Origin of the sequence: Lysinibacillus sp. VIII_CA (genome assembly GCF_049943995.1) — a bacterium.
Lineage (GTDB): Bacteria > Bacillota > Bacilli > Bacillales_A > Planococcaceae > Lysinibacillus > Lysinibacillus pinottii.
The window spans coordinates 79,661-103,612 of record NZ_JBNFXM010000015.1; the positions used below are offsets into that span (position 1 = coordinate 79,661).

General features: G+C 40.7%; 26 protein-coding genes and 2 riboswitches. Of the genes, 21 read left to right on the top strand and 5 right to left on the bottom strand.

The features are described from left to right. Positions 1-255 precede the first annotated feature (255 nt). Genes ureA through ACP3VS_RS17700 form a run of 12 tightly spaced genes read left to right on the top strand, consistent with a single transcriptional unit; the run spans position 256 to position 10,137 of the window. A complete protein-coding gene (ureA, locus tag ACP3VS_RS17645; RefSeq protein WP_012294325.1) occupies positions 256-558 on the top strand; it encodes an urease subunit gamma in 303 nt (100 codons plus the stop codon). A 14-nt stretch (positions 559-572) separates the two neighbouring features. Next, positions 573-941, top strand: a complete 369-nt coding sequence (locus ACP3VS_RS17650; protein ID WP_012294326.1) for an urease subunit beta — start codon at positions 573-575, stop codon at positions 939-941. Continuing rightward, complete coding sequence (gene ureC / locus ACP3VS_RS17655; protein WP_426389390.1) at positions 938-2,653, top strand: urease subunit alpha; 1,716 nt, start codon at positions 938-940, stop codon at positions 2,651-2,653. The genes ACP3VS_RS17650 and ureC overlap by 4 nt, the downstream gene beginning before the upstream one ends. Positions 2,654-2,705: 52 nt before the next feature. Next, entirely contained in the window at positions 2,706-3,152 is a 447-nt protein-coding gene (locus tag ACP3VS_RS17660) for an urease accessory protein UreE (protein WP_197223982.1), read from the top strand. Beyond that, positions 3,094-3,834, top strand: a complete 741-nt coding sequence (locus tag ACP3VS_RS17665) for an urease accessory protein UreF (RefSeq protein WP_227256840.1) — start codon at positions 3,094-3,096, stop codon at positions 3,832-3,834. The genes ACP3VS_RS17660 and ACP3VS_RS17665 overlap by 59 nt, the downstream gene beginning before the upstream one ends. A 17-nt stretch (positions 3,835-3,851) precedes the next feature. Next, complete coding sequence (ureG, locus tag ACP3VS_RS17670) at positions 3,852-4,481, top strand: urease accessory protein UreG (RefSeq protein WP_036168136.1); 630 nt, start codon at positions 3,852-3,854, stop codon at positions 4,479-4,481. Next, positions 4,474-5,280 carry an urease accessory protein UreD gene (locus ACP3VS_RS17675; protein ID WP_426389402.1) on the top strand — a complete coding sequence of 269 codons (807 nt, stop codon included), beginning with the start codon at positions 4,474-4,476 and terminating at the stop codon, positions 5,278-5,280. Before ureG ends, ACP3VS_RS17675 begins: the two co-directional genes overlap by 8 nt. Before the next feature lie 28 nt (positions 5,281-5,308). After that, positions 5,309-6,895, top strand: a complete 1,587-nt coding sequence (locus tag ACP3VS_RS17680) for an ABC transporter substrate-binding protein (protein WP_230591388.1) — start codon at positions 5,309-5,311, stop codon at positions 6,893-6,895. After that, positions 6,885-7,853, top strand: a complete 969-nt coding sequence (locus ACP3VS_RS17685; protein ID WP_426389391.1) for an ABC transporter permease — start codon at positions 6,885-6,887, stop codon at positions 7,851-7,853. The genes ACP3VS_RS17680 and ACP3VS_RS17685 overlap by 11 nt, the downstream gene beginning before the upstream one ends. Further along, positions 7,850-8,659 (top strand): ABC transporter permease, encoded by an 810-nt coding sequence (locus ACP3VS_RS17690; RefSeq protein WP_289449042.1) that lies wholly within the window; start codon positions 7,850-7,852, stop codon positions 8,657-8,659. Before ACP3VS_RS17685 ends, ACP3VS_RS17690 begins: the two co-directional genes overlap by 4 nt. Next, positions 8,652-9,398, top strand: a complete 747-nt coding sequence (locus ACP3VS_RS17695) for an ATP-binding cassette domain-containing protein (RefSeq protein ID WP_289449041.1) — start codon at positions 8,652-8,654, stop codon at positions 9,396-9,398. Before ACP3VS_RS17690 ends, ACP3VS_RS17695 begins: the two co-directional genes overlap by 8 nt. A 13-nt stretch (positions 9,399-9,411) precedes the next feature. Further along, positions 9,412-10,137, top strand: coding sequence for an ABC transporter ATP-binding protein (locus tag ACP3VS_RS17700; RefSeq protein WP_325881999.1), 726 nt, complete (start codon positions 9,412-9,414; stop codon positions 10,135-10,137). 42 nt (positions 10,138-10,179) lie between these two features. Here the strand turns inward: ACP3VS_RS17700 and ACP3VS_RS17705 are convergent, their stop codons facing one another. Together ACP3VS_RS17705 and ACP3VS_RS17710 are read right to left on the bottom strand one after the other, a co-directional pair. Beyond that, the gene (locus ACP3VS_RS17705; protein ID WP_243432698.1) at positions 10,180-10,410 is read right to left on the bottom strand and encodes a hypothetical protein; all 231 of its coding nucleotides are present in this window, start codon (positions 10,408-10,410) and stop codon (positions 10,180-10,182) included. A gap of 44 nt (positions 10,411-10,454) precedes the next feature. Then, entirely contained in the window at positions 10,455-10,583 is a 129-nt protein-coding gene (locus ACP3VS_RS17710; protein WP_268988248.1) for a hypothetical protein, read from the bottom strand. Positions 10,584-10,684: 101 nt separating this feature from the next. Between ACP3VS_RS17710 and ACP3VS_RS17715 the strand changes: the two genes are divergently transcribed. From ACP3VS_RS17715 to ACP3VS_RS17730, 4 genes are all read left to right on the top strand, one after another. Next, the gene (locus ACP3VS_RS17715; RefSeq protein WP_012294339.1) at positions 10,685-11,065 is read left to right on the top strand and encodes a PH domain-containing protein; all 381 of its coding nucleotides are present in this window, start codon (positions 10,685-10,687) and stop codon (positions 11,063-11,065) included. Between the two features lie 319 nt (positions 11,066-11,384). After that, a complete protein-coding gene (locus tag ACP3VS_RS17720; protein WP_036216056.1) occupies positions 11,385-11,648 on the top strand; it encodes a DUF4190 domain-containing protein in 264 nt (87 codons plus the stop codon). A 232-nt stretch (positions 11,649-11,880) separates the two neighbouring features. Next, on the top strand, positions 11,881-12,114 hold the full coding sequence (locus ACP3VS_RS17725; RefSeq protein WP_031419854.1) for a hypothetical protein: 234 nt from the start codon (positions 11,881-11,883) through the stop codon (positions 12,112-12,114). A gap of 712 nt (positions 12,115-12,826) precedes the next feature. Then, positions 12,827-13,010: riboswitch (cobalamin riboswitch) on the top strand. A 232-nt stretch (positions 13,011-13,242) separates the two neighbouring features. Then, positions 13,243-14,001 carry a hypothetical protein gene (locus ACP3VS_RS17730; protein ID WP_325882000.1) on the top strand — a complete coding sequence of 253 codons (759 nt, stop codon included), beginning with the start codon at positions 13,243-13,245 and terminating at the stop codon, positions 13,999-14,001. A 108-nt stretch (positions 14,002-14,109) separates the two neighbouring features. Here the strand turns inward: ACP3VS_RS17730 and ACP3VS_RS17735 are convergent, their stop codons facing one another. Then, positions 14,110-16,050: an elongation factor G gene (locus ACP3VS_RS17735; protein WP_197148379.1), complete on the bottom strand. Its 1,941-nt coding sequence runs from the start codon at positions 16,048-16,050 to the stop codon at positions 14,110-14,112. 175 nt (positions 16,051-16,225) lie between these two features. Then, positions 16,226-16,413: riboswitch (cobalamin riboswitch) on the top strand. 164 nt (positions 16,414-16,577) lie between these two features. Here ACP3VS_RS17735 and ACP3VS_RS17740 point away from each other — a divergent pair. The 3 genes from ACP3VS_RS17740 to ACP3VS_RS17750 all read left to right on the top strand — a co-directional run bounded on the left by ACP3VS_RS17740 (position 16,578) and on the right by ACP3VS_RS17750 (position 20,363). Further along, on the top strand, positions 16,578-17,573 hold the full coding sequence (locus ACP3VS_RS17740) for an ABC transporter substrate-binding protein (protein ID WP_036168159.1): 996 nt from the start codon (positions 16,578-16,580) through the stop codon (positions 17,571-17,573). Between the two features lie 52 nt (positions 17,574-17,625). Further along, entirely contained in the window at positions 17,626-18,303 is a 678-nt protein-coding gene (locus ACP3VS_RS17745; protein WP_012294345.1) for a precorrin-3B methylase, read from the top strand. A 71-nt stretch (positions 18,304-18,374) separates the two neighbouring features. Then, positions 18,375-20,363 carry a S9 family peptidase gene (locus ACP3VS_RS17750; protein WP_426389395.1) on the top strand — a complete coding sequence of 663 codons (1,989 nt, stop codon included), beginning with the start codon at positions 18,375-18,377 and terminating at the stop codon, positions 20,361-20,363. 86 nt (positions 20,364-20,449) lie between these two features. On the opposite strand, the gene ACP3VS_RS17755 is transcribed toward ACP3VS_RS17750, so the two are convergent. Continuing rightward, the gene (locus ACP3VS_RS17755; RefSeq protein WP_426389397.1) at positions 20,450-21,646 is read right to left on the bottom strand and encodes a class I SAM-dependent rRNA methyltransferase; all 1,197 of its coding nucleotides are present in this window, start codon (positions 21,644-21,646) and stop codon (positions 20,450-20,452) included. Between the two features lie 62 nt (positions 21,647-21,708). Beyond that, positions 21,709-22,626: an alpha/beta hydrolase gene (locus ACP3VS_RS17760; protein ID WP_198695980.1), complete on the bottom strand. Its 918-nt coding sequence runs from the start codon at positions 22,624-22,626 to the stop codon at positions 21,709-21,711. 161 nt (positions 22,627-22,787) lie between these two features. Here ACP3VS_RS17760 and ACP3VS_RS17765 point away from each other — a divergent pair, with 161 nt between their 5' ends. After that, the gene (locus ACP3VS_RS17765; protein ID WP_031419846.1) at positions 22,788-23,264 is read left to right on the top strand and encodes a dihydrofolate reductase; all 477 of its coding nucleotides are present in this window, start codon (positions 22,788-22,790) and stop codon (positions 23,262-23,264) included. A 59-nt stretch (positions 23,265-23,323) separates the two neighbouring features. After that, the gene (locus ACP3VS_RS17770) at positions 23,324-23,818 is read left to right on the top strand and encodes an HIT family protein (RefSeq protein WP_031419845.1); all 495 of its coding nucleotides are present in this window, start codon (positions 23,324-23,326) and stop codon (positions 23,816-23,818) included. Positions 23,819-23,952: the final 134 nt, after the last annotated feature.

The window sequence follows — 23,952 nt, forward strand, 5'->3', positions numbered from 1 at the left end:
TTTTAATGTAGTTTTTTATAATGGACTAGCTGTTACCTCTATTACTCACTTCAACTATTGCAACCCGCGTTTGCCGGGTCAACAAGTCATTTCTATTTCTCTTCGCATATCCCTTGCGAAATCATAATTTGTAAGACAACAATTATATGCTAAAAAACTAAATGGTTATTAAAAAGCACATGCAATTGAAAGGAAGTATGCTTCGAAAATTGTTATTGAAAGATAATTCTGAATATAGGAAAGAGAGAGATTAATTTGAAGCTATCACCAGTAGAACAAGAAAAACTACTCCTCCATGTAGCAGGAGAACTTGCGCTGAAAAGAAAAGCTCGCGGCTTAAAGTTGAATTATCCAGAAGCAGTTGCTCTTATTAGCAGTTTTATAATGGAGGGTGCTAGAGATGGAAAAACTGTTGCACAGCTAATGAGTGAGGCAAAGCATGTTCTGACAGCAGAGGACGTAATGGAGGGTGTCGGTGACATGATTTCAGATGTACAGGTGGAATGTACCTTCCCAGATGGTACGAAACTGGTCACAGTTCACCGTCCAATTCAGTAAAGGAGTGTGGGTAAATGATTCCTGGAGAAATCCGACCAAAGAAGGGTGTAATTGAAATCAATGTAGGCAGGGCAACCAAAAAGGTACTAGTAGCCAATACAGGAGATCGCCCGATTCAAGTAGGTTCACATTTTCATTTTATCGAAGTCAATAGATTTCTAGAATTTAATCGAGAAGATGCAATCGGTATGCATTTAAATATTCCATCGGGGACGGCCGTTCGCTTTGAACCTGGGGAAGAAAAAGAAGTAGAGCTTGTCGAATTTGGTGGTAAGCAGCATGTCTTTGGCTTAAATAAGCTAACAGAAGGGTCTACCCATCATAAAGATGAAATTTTAGACAAGGCAATTGAAGGCGGCTTTAAAGGAGCGGAAGAAAAATGAAGGTAACACATGAAGCTTACGCGAAAATGTTCGGTCCTACAGTTGGCGACAAATTGCGTTTAGCCGATACGGATTTGTGGGTCGAAATTGAGAAGGACTATACATCCTATGGAGATGAAGGTGTCTTTGGTGGTGGTAAATCATTGCGTGTTTCGATGGGGCAAAACGGTAAAAATACACGCAATGAAGGTGTGCTAGATACCGTCATCACAAACGTCGTCATCATTGATTATACGGGTATTGTGAAGGCTGATATCGGAATTAAAGATGGTCGAATTATTGGCATCGGCAAAGCTGGCAATCCGAATAGTATGGATGGTGTCGATCAGGACATGATTATCGGCGTAGGGACAGAGGTATATGCAGGTGAAGGGCTTATAGCTACAGCAGGTGCTATTGATACCCATATCCATTTCATCAGTCCCGATCAAGTAGAGACGGCCCTATTAGCAGGAACAACTACTTTTATTGGCGGCGGAACAGGACCAGCAGCAGGTTCAAAGGCGACAAGCTTAACTGCAGGTGAATGGCATCTACATCGCATGTTACAGGCCATGGAAGGCTTTCCAATCAATGTTGGACTACTTGGAAAAGGCAGTGCCTCAGACCCAGCACCAATTATTGAGCAAGTTCGTGCAGGTGCCATTGGTTTGAAAATTCATGAGGACTGGGGGGCAACACCTTCTGCACTAGACCAAAGCTTAACTGTTGCAGATGAATACGATATTCAAGTAGCCCTGCACTCCGATACATTAAATGAAGCAGGATTTGTAGAAGATACAATCAATGCCATCGGTGGACGTGTTATTCATATTTTCCATACAGAAGGTGCTGGTGGTGGACACGCGCCAGACCAGCTAGTAATGGCATCTTTACCAAATATTTTGCCAGCTTCGACGAACCCTACGAAACCATTTACAACGAACACGATTGATGAGCATTTAGATATGCTGATGGTGTGCCATCACTTGAAGCATGATGTGCCAGAAGATGTCGCATTCGCAGATTCACGTATTCGTCCTGAAACGATTGCTGCAGAAGATATTATGCAGGACTTAGGAATCCTGAGCATTATGTCTTCGGATTCACAGGCGATGGGCCGTGTGGGAGAGGTGACGATTAGGACGTTCCAAACAGCAGACAAAATGAAAAAGCAACGTGGACCTTTACCACAGGATGAGGGCAAGGAGCATGATAATTACCGTGTCAAGCGCTATATGGCGAAGCTAAATATTAACCCAGCAATTGCACATGGTATTAGCCATGAAGTAGGTTCAATGGAAGAAGGAAAATTAGCCGATATCGTTTTATGGGACCCAGCATTCTTTGGCGTAAAGGCAGAAGTGGTCATCAAGGCTGGTATTGCCGTCTATGGGATTACGGGAGATCCAAATGCATCCATTCCAACACCACAGCCAATGAAAGGCCGTCAAACTTATGGCTTCTATGGACAGGGTCCTCAAAATTGTGGCATGACATTTTTACCAAAAATAGCTGTCGAAGAAGGTTTGCCAGAAAAATTAGGCTTGAAAAGAATGATTGGGACGGTTTTGAATTGCCGAAATATTCAAAAATCTGACATGAAACTAAATAGTGAGACGCCAAAAATAGATGTGAATCCAGAAACCTATGAAGTAAAAATTGATGGAGAATTAGCAACATGCGAGCCAGTGGATGTACTACCGATGGCTCAACGATATTTCTTATTCTAAGCAATTAAAGTGAGCGTAACAGCCAATAAAAAGACGATGAGGTGCTAAACATATGTTAATTGAAAAAATCATGGGGAACATTGCACATGAAGAAGAACATCATGAAAAGAAAACAGAGTGGATTGAACTAGAGTGGGAGGAATTAAGCAAACGAATCCTACGCACAGAAACAGATCAAGGTACGGACATTGCTTTACGTTTAGAAGGGGATGAACCATTAAAATATGGCGATTTATTATGGGAGGATGAACACCGTCGTATCGCCGTCCGTACAAAATTAGAGCCTGTTATTGTTATAACGCCAAACGACATGCATGAAATGGGAAAATCAGCTTTCGAATTAGGGAATCGCCATACCCCTTGCCTAATTGAAAACAATGAAATCATCGTACGAGCGGATCATACGATTAATCCATTATTAGATGAAATAGGGGTGCACTATGAAACAACAGAAAGACGTTTCAAGCAGCCATTCAAATACCGTGGACACTCTCACTAATTTATCTATACTGCAACTATTGCAAATTCATGATTCGGCATTTCCAATAGGTTCTTATACACATTCCTATGGTATGGAAACGTATATTCAAGCAGATCTCATTCGCACAAAGGATCAATTAATCGAATTTTGTCAGGGCTATTTATTTCATAATTTAGTGCATGGAGATGCGATACTAATTCAAGAAGCATTCCACGCAGCAAAAGACAGAGATCTTGCTCGTCTTACAGAGCTGGATGAACTTTGTGGGGCTATGAAGCTGGCCAAAGAATCTAAAGAGGCGAGTGTAAACGTAGGGAAGCAATTTGTGCGAACGGTGACACCACTTATGGAATGCCCTTTTTTATTGCAATGGAAGGAGAAAATTGAGCGTGAAGAAGTGAAGGGACATTACGCTGTGCTTTATGGAATTTATTGCGAGGCACTTGGTGTCAATGTCTTTCACGCAGTGATGACCTTTATGTATGCTTCAATTAGCGGCTTAGTACAAAATGCTGTACGTGCTGTACCATTTGGTCAAAATACAGGTGTCCAAGCATTGAATGAGCTATTGATTTCGGTAGAAGAAGCAGCGCAAACAGTGATGTCGTTAACGATGGATGATTTAACGAATAATGCGTTAGGGATTGAATTGGCATCCATGAAACATGAGTTTTTATATTCCAGATTATTTATTTCATAGAAAGAGAGAGGATAACAATGAAACCAATACGTATTGGCATCGGCGGCCCAGTTGGGTCAGGAAAAACGTCATTAGTAGATCAATTAACACGTGTGATGCATGAGCATTATCAAGTAGCGGTAATTACCAATGATATTTACACAAGGGAGGACGCCCAATATTTAATTACGAATGGTGTTTTAGCCGAAGAGCGTATTATTGGGGTAGAAACAGGAGGTTGTCCTCATACAGCTATTCGTGAGGATGCATCAATGAATTTTGCAGCGATTGATGATTTAACTAAACGCTTCAAAAATTTGGATATAATTTTCATTGAAAGTGGTGGGGATAACTTATCTGCAACATTTAGTCCTGAGCTAGTGCATGGCTATATTTACGTCATTGATGTGGCAGAGGGACAGGATATCCCACGTAAAGGCGGTCCAGCGCTAACGCGTTCAGACTTACTGCTAATCAATAAAACATCATTGGCGCCTCATGTGGGGGTCGATCTAGACATCATGGATCAGGATGTGAAAAAAATGCGTGGTGGCCGTCCATACATTTTTGCAGATGTTCGTTCTCAAACGAATGTAGATAAGGTGGTTGAATGGATTCAGCACCATATGCTACTTGAAGGTGCAGAAGCCGTTGACAACCATGGTTAATCCACAGAAAATAAATCATTTTGGCAAATTAGAAATGGTCTTTGAGCCTAGGAGGGGCTATACACGACTGGTTCATGTGTACCAACAGCCTCCTCTAAAGGCTAGCCGTGAATTATATGAAGGTAGTGATCCAACTGCCACAGTATTCTTGATGGAATCCTCTGGTGGGATGGTAGCAGGAGACCGCAATGAAATCAATGTCAAACTTGCGTCAGGAAGCCGAGTAAGGCTGAAGCAACAATCGGCATTGAAAATCTATCCCTCGCATACAGGCAATCATTGTACCCAGGTTATTACCGTTGAGATGGCTGATGAGGCACGATTAGAATGGCTCCCTGAAGTGACTATTCCATTTGAACGAGCCAAGTTTCAAGCAGATACAACCATTCGCATGAAGGAGAGCTCGACATTAATTTGGGGTGAAATTGTTGCACCAGGTCGAGAAATGCGAGGGGAAGTCTTTGATTATCAAGCCTACCAGTCGAAATATAAGGTCTATGTAGAGGAACAACTTATTGCGTTTGATTCCATCCATTTCAAACCACAGGAAATGAATTTTGCAGCGCTTGGCTTGCTCGAAAAAGCACTTTATATCGGCTCTTTATGGATTGTGTCACCACTAGTGAAAAATCTTAACATGCGAGATTTACAGGATTTAATTCAACAGGAGCAATCTCTTCAGGCAAGCGTAACAAAGCTAACAGATCAGGCGATTCATTGTAGATGGCTCGCCAAAGAGCAACGAACACTTCACAAGGAAATAAATCGTATGTTTGAACAGATGACAGCATTATTGTAATTTCTGTTGTGATAAAGGAGATAGTGAATTGAAAAAGTTTTCAGTATGGATCCTTCTAATGATACTTTGTCTTGCGGGCTGTACGAAAGAGTCCAGTCAAGGCGAGGAGAAACAGTCATCTGCTTCGTCAGCTTCTCAGGCGAATGAGCTTGTTTTTGCTTCTGAGTCAGAGTTTGCAGGTTTAAACCCTCTTTTAGAGGAAACGAATTTAGATGCCTTTTTATTTAGAGGTTTGATGCGTTTCGATGAACACAATGTACCAGTATTTGATATGGCTAAAAGTATTCAAATATCAGATGACCAGATGACGTATACAATTGTGATTAATGATCATGTGCTATTTCATGATGGGCAGGCTTTAACGGTGGACGATATTATTTTCACCATTGAAAGTATTCTTGACGATGCAAACGGCTCCTATTTAAAATCTGATTTTATCCATGTGACGGGCATGAAAAAAATCGACGACACGACAATGACCATCCAATTAGATGAACCATTTACACCGATGCTAGACAAATTAACTGTGCCTATTTTGCCAAAGCATGCCTTCGAAGGACAGGAAATGAGAACCGCTTCATTTAACCAACAACCAATCGGCGCAGGGCCTTATAGGTTTGAACAATGGGATAAAGGGACAAGCCTGACGCTAAAAGCATTTCCTACTTTTTATGGGACAAAGGCTTCGATTGAACAAGTCATTTTTAAATTTATCCCTGATAGCAATGTGCGTGCCCTACAGCTAAAATCGGGTGAGGTGGATATTGCATTACTTGATCCAAATCAGGTTGAGGAACTGTCAAAAGTCGAACGTTTAAAAATGTACGAGGTTGAATCCGCTGATTATCGAGGTGTTTTATTTAATATGAAGTATCCTATTTGGAAGGATGTTTCACTAAGAAAAGCAATTAGCTACGCAACGGATCGTGCAGGCATTGTAAAAGGTATATTACATGGCTATGGAACAGAAGCTTATTCACCGCTACAACAACATAATTTTGTAAATGAAAAAATCGAACATTATACTTACGATGTAAAAAAAGCAAATAAGCTGCTCGAGCAAGCAGGCTGGCAATTAGCCGATGACGGTTTCCGCTATAAGGATGGTCAAAAATTAACATTTACCATTACTGCGCCCATAACTGATACTGTGCGTGTAAATATGGCCAATTATGTGGCAGAGGGCTATAAAGCTGTTGGGGCAGATGTGAAAGTGGCCGCGCTAGATTGGAGCAATATTGTTATTGAAGAAACAGAAGCCTTTATGGTTGGATGGGGAAGTCCCTATGATGCGGACCATCATACCTACAGCCTATTCCATTCTGGAGAATCCAGTCTCACAAGTGCTGGCTATAATTACGGCAGCTATGCCAATGCAAAAGTAGATGCATTGCTAGAGAAAGGCCGTACTACAGTCGATCCTGAGCAACGTAAGAAGGTCTATATGGCATTGCAGGAGGAGCTAGCTCAAGACCCACCTTTTGCCTACTTTGCTTATGTAGATGCTGTATATGGTATCGATAAACAAATTAATGGTGTTAAAGAGCGAATTTTAGGTCACCATGGGGCAGGCTTCTTATGGAATGTTGAGGAGTGGAAATGGAATGATCGCTAAATGGCTTGGGAAGCGAATGATAATGGGGACAATTGTCCTCATTATCGTGAGCTTCCTCTCTTTTTTCATGATGCATGCCGCTCCTGGTAATCCCGCAGCAGCTTATTATGGAGGCAATGCCCAAACATTATCGACCGCAGAGAAGGAACGTATTGAACAAGCCTTTGGACTCGATCAACCTGTTCTCTTACAGTATGGACGGTGGTTAGGTGAAGCACTACAAGGTAATTTGGGATATTCAGCTAAAGAAGGAAGACCTGTTTTGACGATTTTACTTGAGCGGTTACCCAACACACTACAGCTCGTTGTTCTGACGTTATTTCTAGTAACGATTGCCTCTATTTGGCTAGGCTTACAGGCTGGCATGAGGGAGGGCTCATTACTCGACCGCGGACTTTCCATCTTTAGTATTGCAAGCTCAGCCATACCACCATTTTGGCTAGGCATAGTAATCATCATGGTCTTTTCCATAACATTAGGGTGGTTTCCATCTTCAGGAATGAATGATGTGCGGGGCGATGGAGGGTTCATGGATCGTTTATATCATATGGCACTCCCGCTTATAGTCCTCGTGATGTCGCATGTGGGCATCTTTGCCCGTTTTTTGCAGGATAGTGTGAAAGTAGAGAATCATAGCTACTATGTTCAAGTAGCACGCGCGAATGGAGTACCAGAACGTGAAATTCGAAGGATGATTTTACGAAATGCTGTCATTCCTTATATCAATTATGTTGGGGTGACCATCCCATCATTTTTCGGAGGCTCCATTGTGGTCGAAACATTATTTGGTTGGTCAGGCTTAGGACAGCTTTTGGTAAAATCCGTCATGCTCAAAGATTTCCCCGTTTTGATGGGGGCTATTTTAATCATAGGCGTGGTCGTGGTCATCTGTTTATTCGTCATTGACATACTGATGATTGGTTTGAACCCTCGATTAAGAAGAGGGGGCTTTGTATGAGAAAACAGCGATATCCGATTTTTTGGCTTGTGCTTTTAGCTCTTATTTTTACAACGACTATTTTTTCTTCATTATTAGCTCCTTTTGAGCCTAATGTAATGGATATGAATCAAATTTATCAAGCACCTAATGCCACACATTTATTAGGGACTGACCAGTTGGGTAGAGATGTCCTTTCTCGCTTATTGGTGGGGGGGAAGGTGACGCTATTTATTGCCATTGTATCGGTCGTCCTATCTAGCATAATTGGTATCATATATGGGGGCATAAGTGGTTATTTTGGTGGTGCCATTGATGCAGTAATGATGCGTATTCTCGAAGCCTTTTTAACAATTCCTTCATTGGTCATCGTGCTAGCTCTACAGGCAATGATGCAGGGCAGTATGTGGCGTATGGCGATGGTGATGGGTATCACGGGATGGTTTGTGACAGCTCGTATCGTCCGCTCAGAGTTTATCCGATTAAAGGAAAAAGAGTTTGTGCAGATGGCGAAAATGTTCCGCACACCGTTGTGGAAAATTCTCTTTGGCCATTTATTACGTAATTGTATGCCTGCGATATTTGTGGTAACCATTTTTAATTTTGCTGGGGCTATTTTTACCGAAGTTTCCTTAAGCTTTTTAGGAATTGGTGTCCCACCAGCTACTCCATCATGGGGAACAATGCTGTACACAGCGCAAAATGATTTACTTGTGGGGGCTTGGTGGATGGGTCTTTTCCCTGGACTGTTAATCTTTATAACGATTTTATGTGTGCAAGTTATTGGAGGTACTTTCAAACAAGGAGGGAACCGAACGCATGTTTAAAGTTGACAATTTGGCTGTTCAATTAGACGGCAAATCCCTTATTCAAGGCTTGACTTTTACTGTACCTAAAGGTCAAATTACCGCTATCATTGGCGAGAGTGGCAGCGGCAAAAGTACGACCCTTTCAGCTCTGCTTGGGATGCTACCAGCACGAGCAACTATGGAGGGTTCCATTGTATTTAATGAAAGAAATGTCATGACAATGTCAGAACAGGAGCGTGTGAAGCTACGCAAAAAGCACTTTTTTACCATTTTTCAGGATGCAATGAATAGTTTTTCACCCACCCAAAAAATAAAGCATCAACTCTATAGGTTGACCGCTTCGAGACTAGGGCAAAAGGAAGAGGAGTTTTTAGATAAAATCACAGCCATTTTAAAGGAGTTAAACCTACCTAAGGATGTGTTAAATCGCTATCCATTTGAGCTTTCAGGTGGCATGCTACAACGCTGCATGCTTGCCTGCGCCTTCTATCATGAACCAGACGTTTTGATGGCGGATGAACCAACCTCTGCTCTAGATATGCTCCATCAACAAGAATTTATCAAATTGCTAAAAAATCTCCATGCCCGCTTAGGGACGACGATACTATTGATTACGCATGATTTAGGAGTTGCTAAGATGGCTGATTCTATTCTGGTGATGAAAAATGGCGAAATAGTAGAAAGTGGGAGAATGTCTGAAATTTTTAAGGAGCCCAAGCATCCATATACGAAGCAGCTTGTCGCTCATCATTTTTAGGAGGCGGTTGATATTGTTGCTTCATGTAAATCATGTTAGTAAAAGCTATCGAGCAGGACAGCAAGTATTACAGAATATAAACCTAACCGTGGGAAAAGGTGAAATCGTAGGACTCGTAGGAGAAAGCGGCAGTGGGAAAAGTACTTTAGCCAAAGTGATAATGCAGCTAGAAAAGCCTGAAAAAGGGGCGGTGTTTTTTGAAAATCAATTGATGACGAAGCAAAATCGCTCGCATTTTTATGAGAACTGCCAAATCATTTTTCAAAATGCTACGGCTGCCTTAAATCCCGTATGGACCGTCAAGGAATTGTTACGTGAGCCTCTAATGGCAGCACATAAGTCTTTGACTGATCGCGAACTACAGATAATGCTAGAAAAAGTGATGCTCCCAACCGATATATTAGAAGCCCTGCCATCTGAGCTAAGTGGAGGGGAGCGACAACGGGTTAATTTACTAAGGTCGATTTTAGTCGAACCCCAACTATTAGTTTGTGATGAAATTGTTTCGAGTTTAGATCGCTTGATTCAACGAGAAATGATAGATTTACTAATAACTTTAAAAAAAGAAAAAAACATGGCCATTTTATTTATATCGCACGACTTAAAGGCGGTTTCTTATTTGTGTGATCGTATTTATGTCATGAAGTCGGGTAAAATTGTCGATGTGAGCCATAAAGGCGAAGGTGGCTTTGCTTTTACAGACCGATATGCGCAAATGCTGTTTCAAGCCGTAGTATGATTAATCCAAAAACACTTTCCTTATTTGAATGGAAAGTGTTTTTTATTCTTGCAGCAATGATCTAAGTGGGGCAATCAAATCTTCAGAGATGCTATAAATCGTATGGGTATCCTTCACGTTCATCAACGTTCCCTTTTGACCCATTTCCCCTACCCAAAGATGGAAGCCATATTGGTTTCCATCCATATCCACTACTTGTACATCATATGGAGGGGTAGCCATATTAACAATTCCCTTATTTCTCACAGCAGTAGTAATGACTTCATGGAACATTTCAAGAGACTCTTCATCCTCATATTCTTAGATAAAATCAGTATTCACAGTGTCAAATCCTTCGCCGTTAGAAATGCTGACCTTCGCCATTTTTCCACTGCTAGCTCTTTATCCGTACAGCCTAAAACAACTGTAGCTAGGAGGGACATGATAATAAATAGAAATGCTCGCAATGAACCCCCTCCTTACAGAAAAAATAATACCAAAACTTGGAGTCGTAGCCCGGTTCTCTTCATAATATATTAAACAAACAAAAGCTGAAAGGGGATAAAGCATGGGCTTATTTGATGGATTAATCGGCAATGCAAGCGAGGTGAATTTTGAAAAATTACAGGAGGAGGTCAAAGATTTATTAATTCCAAACGAAACCATCAAAAATGCCTATAAAATTATTAGAGACATATTTATTTTTACGAATAAACGATTAATCCTCATTGATAAGCAAGGAGTTACTGGTAAGAAAACGGAATACCATTCGATCCCCTATAAAAATATTATTCATTTTTCAGTAGAAACGGCTGGTACATTTGATTTAGACGCAGAGCTAAAAATATGGGTATCAGGCAGTTCGCTACCTATCCAAAAAAGCTTCAATAAGGCGACCAATATTTATAAAGTGCAAAGTGTTTTAGCGCAGTATGTTTTAGTCTCGTAATAATGAAATAAAGCCACAATCACGAATCACATACAAAGCCCGCATAGATGCGAGGCTTTTTTGGCTGTGCTTAGAAAGGGGGAATAGGGATGGGGAAATTACTATGTGAGGGGTGTTGCTGTCGCCCCGTTCCAATTAGGGAGCAAGCGCACAGAGCTTAGAAATTAGCAAAGAAACGCTGACTGGTTCTACCTTACGCATAACCTTTTATATTGTAAAATAATAGATATATTTCAATAATATTGATAGAATTCAATGGATGGAACTGTTTTTTGAAGAAGTGTGATTCGTAACATTAGATTGTTGGGGGGTGAGGGAAATGGTTGAAAAAATTGAAATGAATAATAAATCTATCATTTCATTAACGCTTGGTATTCTTTCTATCATCGTACCATTTATTGGATTAGTTCTTGGGATTTTCGGAGTAGTTTTATCAAGAATGGCAACAAAGGAAATTGCTAAAAGAAATGAAAATGGCAGAGGTTTGGCAATTTCTGGTTTAATTTGTAGCGTGATCGGGATTATCATTCAAACCTTTGCAGTATTGTCTATTATCCTTTTTTATTCAATTACTGGTGTTTAGCTTAGTATTTGACCTTAGAAAATACCGTTTTAAGTTGGACGGGAAGAGGAAAAGTGGAAATGGCCATGAGTCAGGATACCAGCCTGTTACGAATACACACCATAAACCTCTTTTTTTGTGTTGAAAATGCATGACCTTCCCAAGCCCCCTGTTTTTAAGATTTTGCTCAAAGCTTTTTTCTTTTTGAAGAATAATAGTTATACACATTACTATTTGTAAAGATGGTGAAACGATGGAACAGATGCTAAAGGAAATAATGTCTCCAAGTCATCAATATAAAGTTCAAATTATAAAACGGAGAGATGGTCTTTTTACAACAGACGTATATATGTGGCAAGAAGACTGCGGATATGAATTTTGGAGTCCTATTAAAAAAGGATTGAGTTTGATTGAGACTGAGGAAGTAGCCGTAACAGTAGCCATTGAACAATTAAGACAATACTCTGGTGAAGTTATTACTCTTTAGTTACATCACTCAACGCTGTCAGATGTAGCGAGAATCGTTGAATCGCGTAGTTGTGCGTATAGGTTTGTCTAAGGTGCGTTTATAGGTTGTTTATGTTAGTATTTCAAAATGATGCAAGTGTCTTATCCCGATTTAACTTGCGGTTTTGCGTTAAAAAAATGAGCGCAGGAATCCCCTGCGCTCGTAACTTATTTTATCAAATATTACATAACTAATAACCTAAATTAAAAGTGTCGTAAATCCTTTTTTAAAAGCCGTTAATCATTCGCTAAAATTTATTCTCATGCGAGTATATACGCCGAAAAATAGATGAAGGTGATACGGATGTTAAAAAGAAGATATTCGGTAAAGGACGTATTAGGAGAAAACATTAACTAGTTTCGCTGATTTAATATGTGAAAAAGACGACCATTTTGCTGATTCGTTGGAAAAGACCAGAACGTATAGCGGTAAAGAAATCGAAGCTATTCAGTATTATGCTGCGTAGAAAATTCGAGGGGATTTCGAAAGAGATGACCCACATGAAGCTGAGGAAGTATCATACCATGAAAGTAAATAGGAAGACATGTTGTCAGAATTTCAGAGTTTGTAAGATTAAGTGAAGAAATGGTTTGGAAAATATTGTGATATTTGACTTTAGAAATCCACTACTTTACAATTGATTTTAGTAATCTAATAGGAATGTGGAGCACACCCGATTCCTATGACAATTGAATAGCGTGTAGTAATAGGTGTAAATTGCGTGCAATTTGCTTAAAAGGGAAGTCGGTGTGAATCCGACACTGTCCCGCAACTGTAAATGTGAGCGACTTTTCAGCAACCACTGTCAAATGATGGGAAGGGGAAAAGTGGCGATGACCATGAGTCAGGATACCTGCCTGTTATGAGTACACACCATAAACCTACGAGGAATAGGAGGTGGCATGTTGACAAAACAGAATGCTCTGTTCGTCACAGTACGTCAAACGCCCAAAGTTCATGAAAGGGTTCATTTTCGAACTCCTTCACATTTACTTAGGGTTTGTTTGGCATTGTGTGATGAATCACATTAAAGCGAAGGATTTCCTCAAACATAGAAGGAAGTCCTTTTTGTTTTGAAAATATGTACGCAAAGGGGATGCACATAGGATGAATATTCATGCAACGATAACACAGGAAACGCCTTTTGTAGATATGACCATTTGTAAGCAGCCAAGGACAGAAATTGCTAAAAAAGCGAAAACAAGAATGGTGGTTGAATCACTGATTGACCAATTATTAGCAACGAAGCTGATTCGCAACAACCGCTTTTTTGAGCGAATTTTATATAATAAAGACATTATTTGGATAAGAAATGGTGAGGTAGAAGGCCATCTTTTTGCTCTGGCAACGTTAACGGATCAACTGAAAACGAAGACGAATAGCTTTATGATGTATATGCCGACGAACCCTATTATATATGAGGTGAACGGGGAACCTTATCACTTAATTACACGCATTGATTCAACACGAGCAAAGCCTAACCTTGATCGCCTTTCACAAGAGCCCAATCCCGTGTTAAGCGCTGCACGTGTCAATGACTTACTATGCTCGATTGTTATACGTTTTTATGAAACTTATATAAATGATTTAATGGAAATTTCTCATCAGGATCAACTAATCGCATTCGCGCAGCAGGAATATAAACAATTTCTGGATGCGGTTCAGGAATTAAATAGTGATCACTTAAATTGGCATCCACGAGGGAACGGCCATGAGCTATTGTTAACATTAATTGATCAACTACAACTATTAAAAAGTCAGCCTGGTAAAGTTTTAATCGACTTCACTAATACGCAGGGCTATGTGGTGGTTGAACCTGCTTATCAGGTCCATAAGCCCTCAAAGAAAGCTGTCGGTGCGATATGAAAACAAGCCCTCCATGAAGCGGGGGGCTTGTTTTATTTATGCCAGCGTATCATGCTTCATCTGAGGCTATTAGCCTAACACACCGTCCTTGCAAATACTTTACTTGACTTATCCCTGACAGTGCATGGCTGCTTGAGCCTCTTGCCAAGGGACAGTATAGCCTTTGCCTTTAGCGCAAAAAATGCTGGAAGAACTGTATTCAGGGTCCGCATTTTTATCATAGCCTATCTGGGCTATTACTTCTTCTGCATTATGACACACATCATAGCCATCAAATTGGAGGGTAAGTGAGCCTTTCCCATTGGTATAGGCAGCAAAGATTGTGCTATAGCTCATAAAGGTTGCTACAGGTGCACGTCCTGTCAAAACAACGTCAGTTTCGGTGAGGTCTGGGTCGTCGAATGTGCCGGCAGCCTGTTGAATGTCAGTCATCATACGGCCAATAAAATCATTGGAAGCTTTCATTTTAAAGCGATAATATGGCTCAAGCAGGATGTTCTGTGCTTGTTCTAGTCCTTGACGTAGTGCTCGGAAAGTAGCTTCTCGGAAATCACCACCAGAGGTATGCTCATTGTGACCACGCCCCGTTAATAGCGTAAAATGAATATCTGTGACGGCGTAGCCTGTGAGTAAGCCGTGATGATCACGCTCAAACAAGTGCTTCTCAACGAGACGCTGGTTGCCCACTGATAAATCATCGGCATGACAGGCATTACTAAAGGTAATTCCTGCTCCGCGTTCATTAGGCTCCATTAATAAATGAACCTCTGCATAATGCTTGAGTGGCTCAAAATGACCGTAGCCTGTAACGGTTGTCCCAATTGTCTCCATATATAATATTTGCGGCTCTCCAAAAGAAATGTGTAATGCAAAACGTTTCAATAACACGTCAATCAGGACTTCTAACTGAATGACACCCATTATGTGCACATGGATTTCCTGAAATTTTTCCTGCCACACGACACGCAATGACGGCTCCTCGGCCTCTAGTAAACGGAAAATCCTTAATACTTCTTTTATATGTTGCTCACCCTCATATTGAACTTTTGCCTGTAATGTAGGGACAAGCTCATAGGGCAGTGATAGCAATTTACTGCCAATTCGATCCCCAATATTTGCCTGACTGAGCCCTTTAACAGCGAAGATTTCACCAGCCTCAACTTGCTGAACAGTTTCAAATCGACTGCCGTTATATAGGCGAATTTCTGTTACTTTTTCTGTGATATCTCCAAATGTAAATTCATCCCGAACATGTAACTTGCCTGTAAGGGCCTTGATGAACGTTAAACGTTGATGTCCATCATGGCGTATTTTAAAGACCTCTCCTTGAAAAGGTGCTTCTGGCTCGAAGTGAGTACCCGTTAGGAATGGAAGTTGAGCAATAAATTCCTCAATGCCTTCATCCTTCAACGCAGAACCTATAAAACAAGGAAAGGCATCCTCATTTTTAATCATCGTTTGTAGTCTAGTCATGCATTGGCGATGTTCCAATGTTTCATTCAAAAAGTTATCTAGCAGTTCTTCATCACGCTCTGCCAGCCATTCCATAATCGTGCTTGAAACATAGTTTTCCTGCAGTGGTTCATCTATGAGGATTACATGTTCTGAGAAATCCTTATGCAGCTGAGTCATAACAGCTCTCACATCTGCTCCGTCACGATCTATTTTATTAATAAAAAAGAATGTAGGGACATGATAGTTCCGTAAAAGCTGCCATACAGTTTCTGTATGACCCTGTATACCCTCTACAGCACTAATAATAATGATGGCATAATCCATGACACGAATGGCACGCTCCATCTCAGGGGAGAAATCGACATGCCCTGGTGTATCGATCAGCGTATATGTATCGTCGCCGATAGTCATGCGACCTTGCTCGGCAAATATTGTAATGCCACGTTTACGCTCAAGCTCATGATTATCTAAATAGGCATCCTGATGATCGACACGCCCCCGCGCTTGAATACTATTGGTATGATAAAGCATTTGCTCAGAAAAGGTTGTTTTTCCTGCATCAACATGAGCAAGAACCCCAATCGTCTTGTACATACTAAATCCTCGTTTCTATAGGTGGCTATGTTCTCATTGTATCAGAATACTAGCACAAATAATTCTTGTAAAATGATTCGTCTTTTTGTCGAAATAGTGCTAATATAATGATGATTGCAGATTTTGCAATTTACTCTGATTGCGAATTAACTCATGAACTGCTAGTCTATCAATAGAATGAATAGAACATATTGGTGCAAATGGCATTTGTCATTTTGCTTAAAAGGGAAATCGGTGTAATTCCGATGCTGTCCCGCAACTGTAAATGGGGAGTCTATACAGGATGCCACTGTAGTTTAACTATGGGAAGGTGTATAGATGATGAACCTAAGCCAGGATACCTGCCAGTATGTGTATGCTAACTAAGAACCACGAGGATGGGGATAGTGATAAAGGTAACTATACCGTTTTTTCACTATGCTACTCTCTTGGCGACAAGAGGGTTTTTTTATGCCCTTCCAATGATCCTGGTAGCAAAGAAGTCTCTGATTTCTTTCTATATTTATGACAACAAAGGAGAAAAGGACATGAAAAAATGGAGAAGTATATGGCTGGTCATGCTCATCGCGCTCATCGCAGTTTTAGGAGCGTGTGGTACAAAGGACAAGCCTGATTCAGCAACGCAAACTGAAAAAGTTGAACCGTCTGAGGCGACAACGACTGAGGTAATCATTAAAAATAATGGAACTACCCAAACCTATAAGGAAGCACCTACAAAGGCAATCAGCTTAAATCAGCATGTGACAGAAATTATGCTTGCATTAGGGCTAGAGGATTCCATGGTAGGGACTGCTTATTTAGATGACGAAATCTACGAGCCGCTTCAAGCAGCCTACGATAAAGTTCCTGTTCTTTCAGATCAATACCCAACGAAGGAGCAAGTCATTGATGCCGGGGCAGATTTCTTGTATGCAGGCTGGAAAAGTGGCTTTGGTGAAAAAGGTGTAGGAACACCAGAGGAGCTTGAGGAATTAGGAATTCATACGTATTTACATACAGCTTCTAATATGACAAAGCCAACATTAGAGGATATTTTCACTGATATTCGTCATATTGCAGAAATATTCCGCGTGGAAGATCGCGGCGAAGCATTCATTGAACAAATGACAAAAGATGTCGAAGAAGTTCAAGCTAAATTACCAAAAGATAGAGAAAATTTACGTGTGCTAGTCTTTGACAGTGGTGAAAAAGATGTATTCACAGCTGGCCAAAACTTTATGAATGAGCTGGTGACAATCGCTGGCGGTCAAAATATCTTTGGAGATGTGGAGTCAGGGTGGACAACCGTGTCGAAGGAAGATGCAGTAGATCGCAATCCAGAGGTGGTTGTCATAATTAATTATGGTGAAACAACGGCTGAACAAAAGATAAATTTCTTAAAAAATGATCCAGCCTTGAAGGAAATGGAAGCAGTCAAAAATGATCGCTTTGTCATCCTTCCACTTTCAGCGGCATCTGAAGGGGTCCGTGCAGCAGAGGCCATTCAAATTTTAGCTAAGGGCTTCTACCCAGAAAACTTTTAAAAATTTCGAGCTAGCAAAGTGCTAGCTCCTTTTTCTTAAGGAGCGATAACTATTGAACGCATTTCGTCAAAACATACCAGATAAAACATTTGAGACCCTTAATCAGCAAGGTGGATTTTCGCGATTAGCAGTAAGCCCTGGCATTATCAATAAGCATTACACACCAGCCCAATTTCAAAAAATAGCAGAAATTGTAGGGGAGAAGGGAGCCATTAAATACTCGGCTTCCTATAGCATATTATTATCGATTCCCTCTAGCGAATTAACTGAAGCTACCCGTGCCTTACAGGAGGCTGGACTGTTTGTTGCATCGTCAGGGCCTCATATTGTTATGAAAGCATGTGATTTTTGTGACGGTGAAAAAATGGAAGCAGTTCCTCAAACAGAACAGCTCTATCAGGCGCTGGATGGTATAACCGTGCCTGTAAGAATGCGAGTCAATGTGAATGGCTGTGCATCCGCCTGTTATAATCCCACATATGATGACATCGGTTTGGTCTATCAGCATGAGAGCTTTGATGTTTATCTAGGAGCCATTCCTATGGGGACGAAAGCACAGGCGGGTACTCTCTTTGCAAAGAGAGTAGGGATCGACCATATTGAAGATTTTTTGCTACAAATCATTCGTCTTTATCAGGACCAAGCTCGTTCCAATGAACCTTTTTATAAGTTTTATCGCAGAACAAAATCGAATGCTGATTGGGAACTAGTAAAAAAATCGATCGAGTAGCAGGAATAATACTTAGGGTGTCGAAATATTGTAGTAGAGCATAGAAAATGACAATACAAAGGAGCAAGAACATGACATCTAAACAAGTGATTCAACCAGAGGATCTTTATCGCTTGAAATCAGTGGCAGATCCACAGCTCTCACCTGATGGGACTGAGGTAGTTTATGTAGAGACACGTATTGATGAGAAGAAAAAAGACTATATATCTAATCTGTTTTATATAAATTTAAAAGACAAACGTCCTCAGCAATGGACATATGGTGACTATCGAACAAGCTCTCCTGTGTGGTCGCCGGATGGCAGTCAAATTGCTTTTTCTTCTACAAGATCAGGCAAGCCGCAAATTTTTGTGCTTTCGAAAACAGGTGGGGAGGCAAAACAAGTAACGTATTGTAAAAACGGTGCGTCAACGCCTGTCTGGTCTCCATGTGGAGAGAAAATTGCCTTTTCCGTTATGCTCGGTAAAGATGAAACTATTCTAGATAAAGCTGAAGATGACAAGAAAGAAGAAAAAGAACTAAAGCCGCTAGAAATCGATAAGATGAAACATAAATCAGATGCTGGTGGATTTACGGATATGGACCAGCATACCCACATCGCTATTGTCGATTTAAAATCTGGTGACTTAGAGCAAATGACAGAAGGGAACAAGCATTGCCATCTGAGTACATGGTCGCCCGATGGCAACTATCTTACGTACTTAGCAGATCAAGCAGAGGATTTAGATTTTTCATTTAATGCGGATATTTACTTATTAGATATAGAAACAAAAAAGAGTCGCAAGGTAACCGAGGGAATTGGCTCTTATTACCAAACATCATGGTCTCCTAATAGCCGCTTCCTTTCCTTCGTTGGGGGAAAACGTGAGTTTGAAAATGCCACACAAGCGAAGCTATGGATTTATGATATGGAACAAAATCTGCTAAACTGTGCCACAAGTGAATTTGATGCCCCTGTCGGTGACTATGTCATCGGTGATTTCCTGCAAGGGGTAGCAGCTCCACCTGTGCAATGGATGAATGATAATCATAGTTTCTACTTCCAAGTAACAGATCACGGCAATGCAGCAATTTATTTTGGTAATGTGGATGGAGAGATTTATCCAGCTATTCACGATGATCAATATGTTTATGGATTTTCATTAGATGCTCAAAATGACCAAGCAGTTGTCGCAATAAGTACGACAACAAATCCGGGCGATTTATATTACGTCAACTTAAAGACGGGTGAAAAAGAACGGTTGACAACCGTCAATGAAGAAGTTTTAAAGACGAGAGAGATAGCTGTTCCTGAGAGTATTGAGTTTGAAGGAGCTGAGGGCTGGAAGGTCAATGGCTGGATCATGAAGCCAGTGGGCTATGAAAAAGGGAAGAAATATCCTCTTATTCTTGAAATCCATGGTGGTCCACATGCGATGTACGGCAACACTTATTTCAATGAATTCCAAATCCTAGCTGCTCAAGGCTTTGCGGTGCTGTATACAAATCCGCGCGGAAGTCATGGCTACGGACAAACGTTTGTGGATGCAGTACGTGGTGATTATGGTGGCAATGACTATCAAGACCTAATGGCTGCAGTGGACTATGCTTTAGAGCACTATGATTTCATTGATCAGGATCGACTAGGTGTAACAGGTGGGAGCTATGGTGGCTTTATGACCAACTGGATTGTTGGGCATACGAACCGCTTTAAGGCAGCAGTTACACAACGCTCAATTTCAAACTGGATTAGCTTTGCAGGTGTGAGTGATATCGGCTATTACTTTACAGACTGGCAAATACAAGCGGGGCTCGATAATATGGAGAAGCTATGGCATCATTCTCCATTGAAGTATGTAGACAATGTTGAAACACCGTTGCTCATTTTACACGGTGAAAAAGATTATCGTTGTCCGATTGAACAGGCGGAGCAATTATTTATCGCCTTGAAATATCGTAAGAAAGAAACAAAATTCGTCCGCTTCCCTGAATCGAATCATGAACTGTCAAGAAGCGGAAAACCAACATTAAGAATTCATCGTCTGGAATATATACGAGATTGGTTTGTGGAAAAACTTTAACAAAGAGGTGGCTTAGGAAGTGAACATACTTCTTAAGCCTTTTTTATCGAAAAAAAGAATCACAGCAAAGTGTGATTCTAGATCAGTTAGTCGATTTTTTGAATAAAAACGACCTTCAAATAATTAAATTCAGGATATTCACGAGGCACACGGAAATCCTTTGGTAAACCGTATTCCTCTACAATTTTATAGCGTGTACGAGTCTCTTTAAATGCTTGGTCGATAAATCCTTTAAACTTTTTCATACCGAAGCTTGCATTATTTGTAGAAGCCACAATAATACCATTTTTGGCTGTAATCGCAATTGTATCCTTCAGTAATTTTGGATAGTCCTTCGCCGTTGAGAACGTCATTTGCTTTGTACGAGCAAAGCTAGGTGGATCTAAGACAACAAGGTCAAATTTTAATGCGTGACGCTGTGCATATTTAAAATAATGAAAAACGTCCATTACTTTTATATCCTGGGCTTCATAATCAATTTGATTGACGCTAAACTGCTCAATTGTTTTGGCTAAACTGCGCTTCGCAACATCAACACTTGTTGTTTTAATAGCTCCTCCAAGCGCGGCTGCTACTGAAAATGCCCCTGTGTAGGAGAAGGTATTAAGCATATTGGCTGTGTTTGCATAGCGCTCACGAATAGCTAATCGTACTTCCCGTTGATCAAGAAAAATCCCTGTCATCGCACCATCATTTAAATGGACTGCATAGGTCATCCCATTTTCCTTGACCAAAATTGGAAATTCGCCAGGAGTCCCCATAACAAAATCATCCTGTTCCATATATTGGCCTTTACCATCAAATCGTTTTTTCTCATAAATAGCTTGGTAGTTGATGGTTTCAGCAAGCGCCTCATAAACGACTTCTTTCAATGAGTAAATACCCTCGCTATACCAACTCACCATATAGTAGCCATTAAAGAAATCAATCGTTAGGCCACCAATGCCATCACCCTCACCATTGAAAACACGGAAGGCTGTTGTATGTTCATTCTGGAAAAATGTTTCTCGGAGTTGTATGGCTTTTTTGAACTTTTTAATGAAAAAAGCTTTATCGATGGTTTCATTGATATCAGTCGTCAAGACCCAGCCAATCCCTTTATTTTGAATACCGAAGTAACCTGTACCAATACAACGATTATGGTGATCCATCAGCTTAAGTAGTGTCCCTTGCTCGGAAGGGAGTTGTCGTGCATCCACCGCATCTTTTGAAATTAATGGGTAGCCTTTTTTTAATTGATCAGCAAAAGGCTGCTTTATTTGTAGGGCAATTGTTTGTGTCATGTTGTCATCCTTTAAAAAACGTTTTGCTCTATTATCGCACTGTTTGGACGGGATAGCCAAACTTATTTCAGGAATTCAGCAATTTTTGCCACTGTTTCGATGGTCGCCTCTTCAAAATAATTCATCTTGCTAAAATAGCTATGAATCAAACCAGACATGGTCATATGCTCTACAGGTACTCCTGCGTCCGCCAGTTTTTGGGCATAACTTAAACCTTCGTCAAAGAGTACATCTGCCTCTGCTGCAATGAGGAGGGTTTTAGGCATATGGCTTACATCCTCAAGTTGTAGAGGAGATACAAATGGATTCGCATAGTTGGATTCCTCTGTATAGTGCTGAGAAAACCATTGCATACCTTTTTTATCGAGGCCGAAATTTTCACCATAAGCCTGATAGGAAACGGTCGTGAAATCTACATTCGTAACGGGATAAATGAGTACTTGTGCTTGCAAAGACGGACCACCCGAAGAAGCAGCTAAGTGGGTCACGACCGTTGCTAAATTTCCGCCGGCACTGTCCCCAGCAACCGTCAACTGAGCAGCATCGCCGCCAAATGCTTTGATATGGTCATGCACCCATACTAAGCTATCGTAGGCATCCTGTAATGGAGTTGGAAAAGGAAATTCTGGAGCTAAACGATAATCTACGGAAACGACAATAGCTTGTGCTTGTTCTGCTAATAGCTGACAGCCAGCATCAACTGACTCTAAATTACCATATACCCAGCCACCACCATGATAATAGACAATAACCGGTAATGGTTGGTGATGAATAGGGATATAGAGTCGTAGCGTAATTTGAGCACCATCACGCACTGTAATTGCTTGTTCTTGTATGGACGCAAGTGTTGGTTTGTGTACGGATTGCCATGGCATAACCGTCCGCATCGCACGAGCTTCCTGTGGTGTGACTTGATAGTAAGGTGTCACACCATGCTGAGCTTGAATATAATGAACAGCTTCTTTTCTTAATGTAGTCATCCTCATCATTCCTTTATCTTGACGTTTATGTCTTATATTATAAACTATTCATATAATTTTACTAGGATTTAATTGTAGAAAAAGAAAAATCTTTTATAAAAGAGGTGAAATGATTGAATTGTGTTTATAATAAAAGGGAAGAAAGTATTTGGAGGGACAGTATGATTTCTTTAATTGTGGCACATGATGACAACCATGTAATTGGGTATAATAACGGAATGCCTTGGCATTTACCTGGAGATTTGCAGTATTTTAAAAACAAAACAATGGGCAAGCCAATGATTATGGGCCGAAAAACGTTTGAATCCATTGGTCGTCCACTACCAGGACGTCGTAATATTGTTATTACACGAGATGAAAATTATCGTGCAGAAGGCATTGAAATTGTGACAAGCCTAGAAGAAGCAATAGCAATGGCAGGGGATGTACAGGAAATTATGATTATTGGCGGCGAGCAAATTTTCCGTTTATCGATGGAAATAGCAGATCGCTTATATATTACGAAAATCAATCATTCTTTTCAGGGCGATACCTTTTTCCCAAGCTATGAGCAGGATTTTGTAGAGGTTGCTGCTGAACAGCCTGAAACAGCTTCAGAAGGCTATACATTCCAATATCAAATTTTTGAACGTAAATAACATGGAGAGACGCACGGTTTTGCTAGACCGTGCTACTTCTATATTTAGGGGAGATATTGATGCGCAACATAGTATTATCGAGTGGAGAAAATGTTTATGTTGATTGCTTGAGCTGTGCAATCATAAGTGGACAAATCGAGCCCAATGGGGGTGTTCTAATTGAAACGGATTATTTTCACGCCCATCAGGATATAGCTTATCCAATAAAGGGATTAGTTATAGTAGCCTCAAAGCGTCATATTCATTGCTTGGATGAATTAAATAATGACGAAAAACTGGATTACATCCATCTCTTAACAAAAATAAGACAAGCTCAAAGGGAAGTATTGGGCATAGCATACGTTTATTATTTTTACAACGAAGATACGACTCATCATTTCCACATTTGGATGGTGCCCCGCTATGAATGGATGAATGCATTCGGGCGATCCGTTGAATCCTTGAGGCCCGTGTTACTTCATGCCAGGAAAAATATGAATAATGAGGAGCATGAAAAAGAAGCAAGGGACTCGATTAAGCTTTTAAGAGATTCCATAAAAAATCGCTCCTTGTGAAGAAGGGCACTGAAAAAGTCCATCTTTTTTTCATTTGGCACTGTGACTCTACTGTTTTTTTCCGAAGCATTCCGCTCGCTTTCCGCGGGCGAGCGCCGAGTCTCCTCCTACGCTTCGCTTCGTGCGGGGTCTCG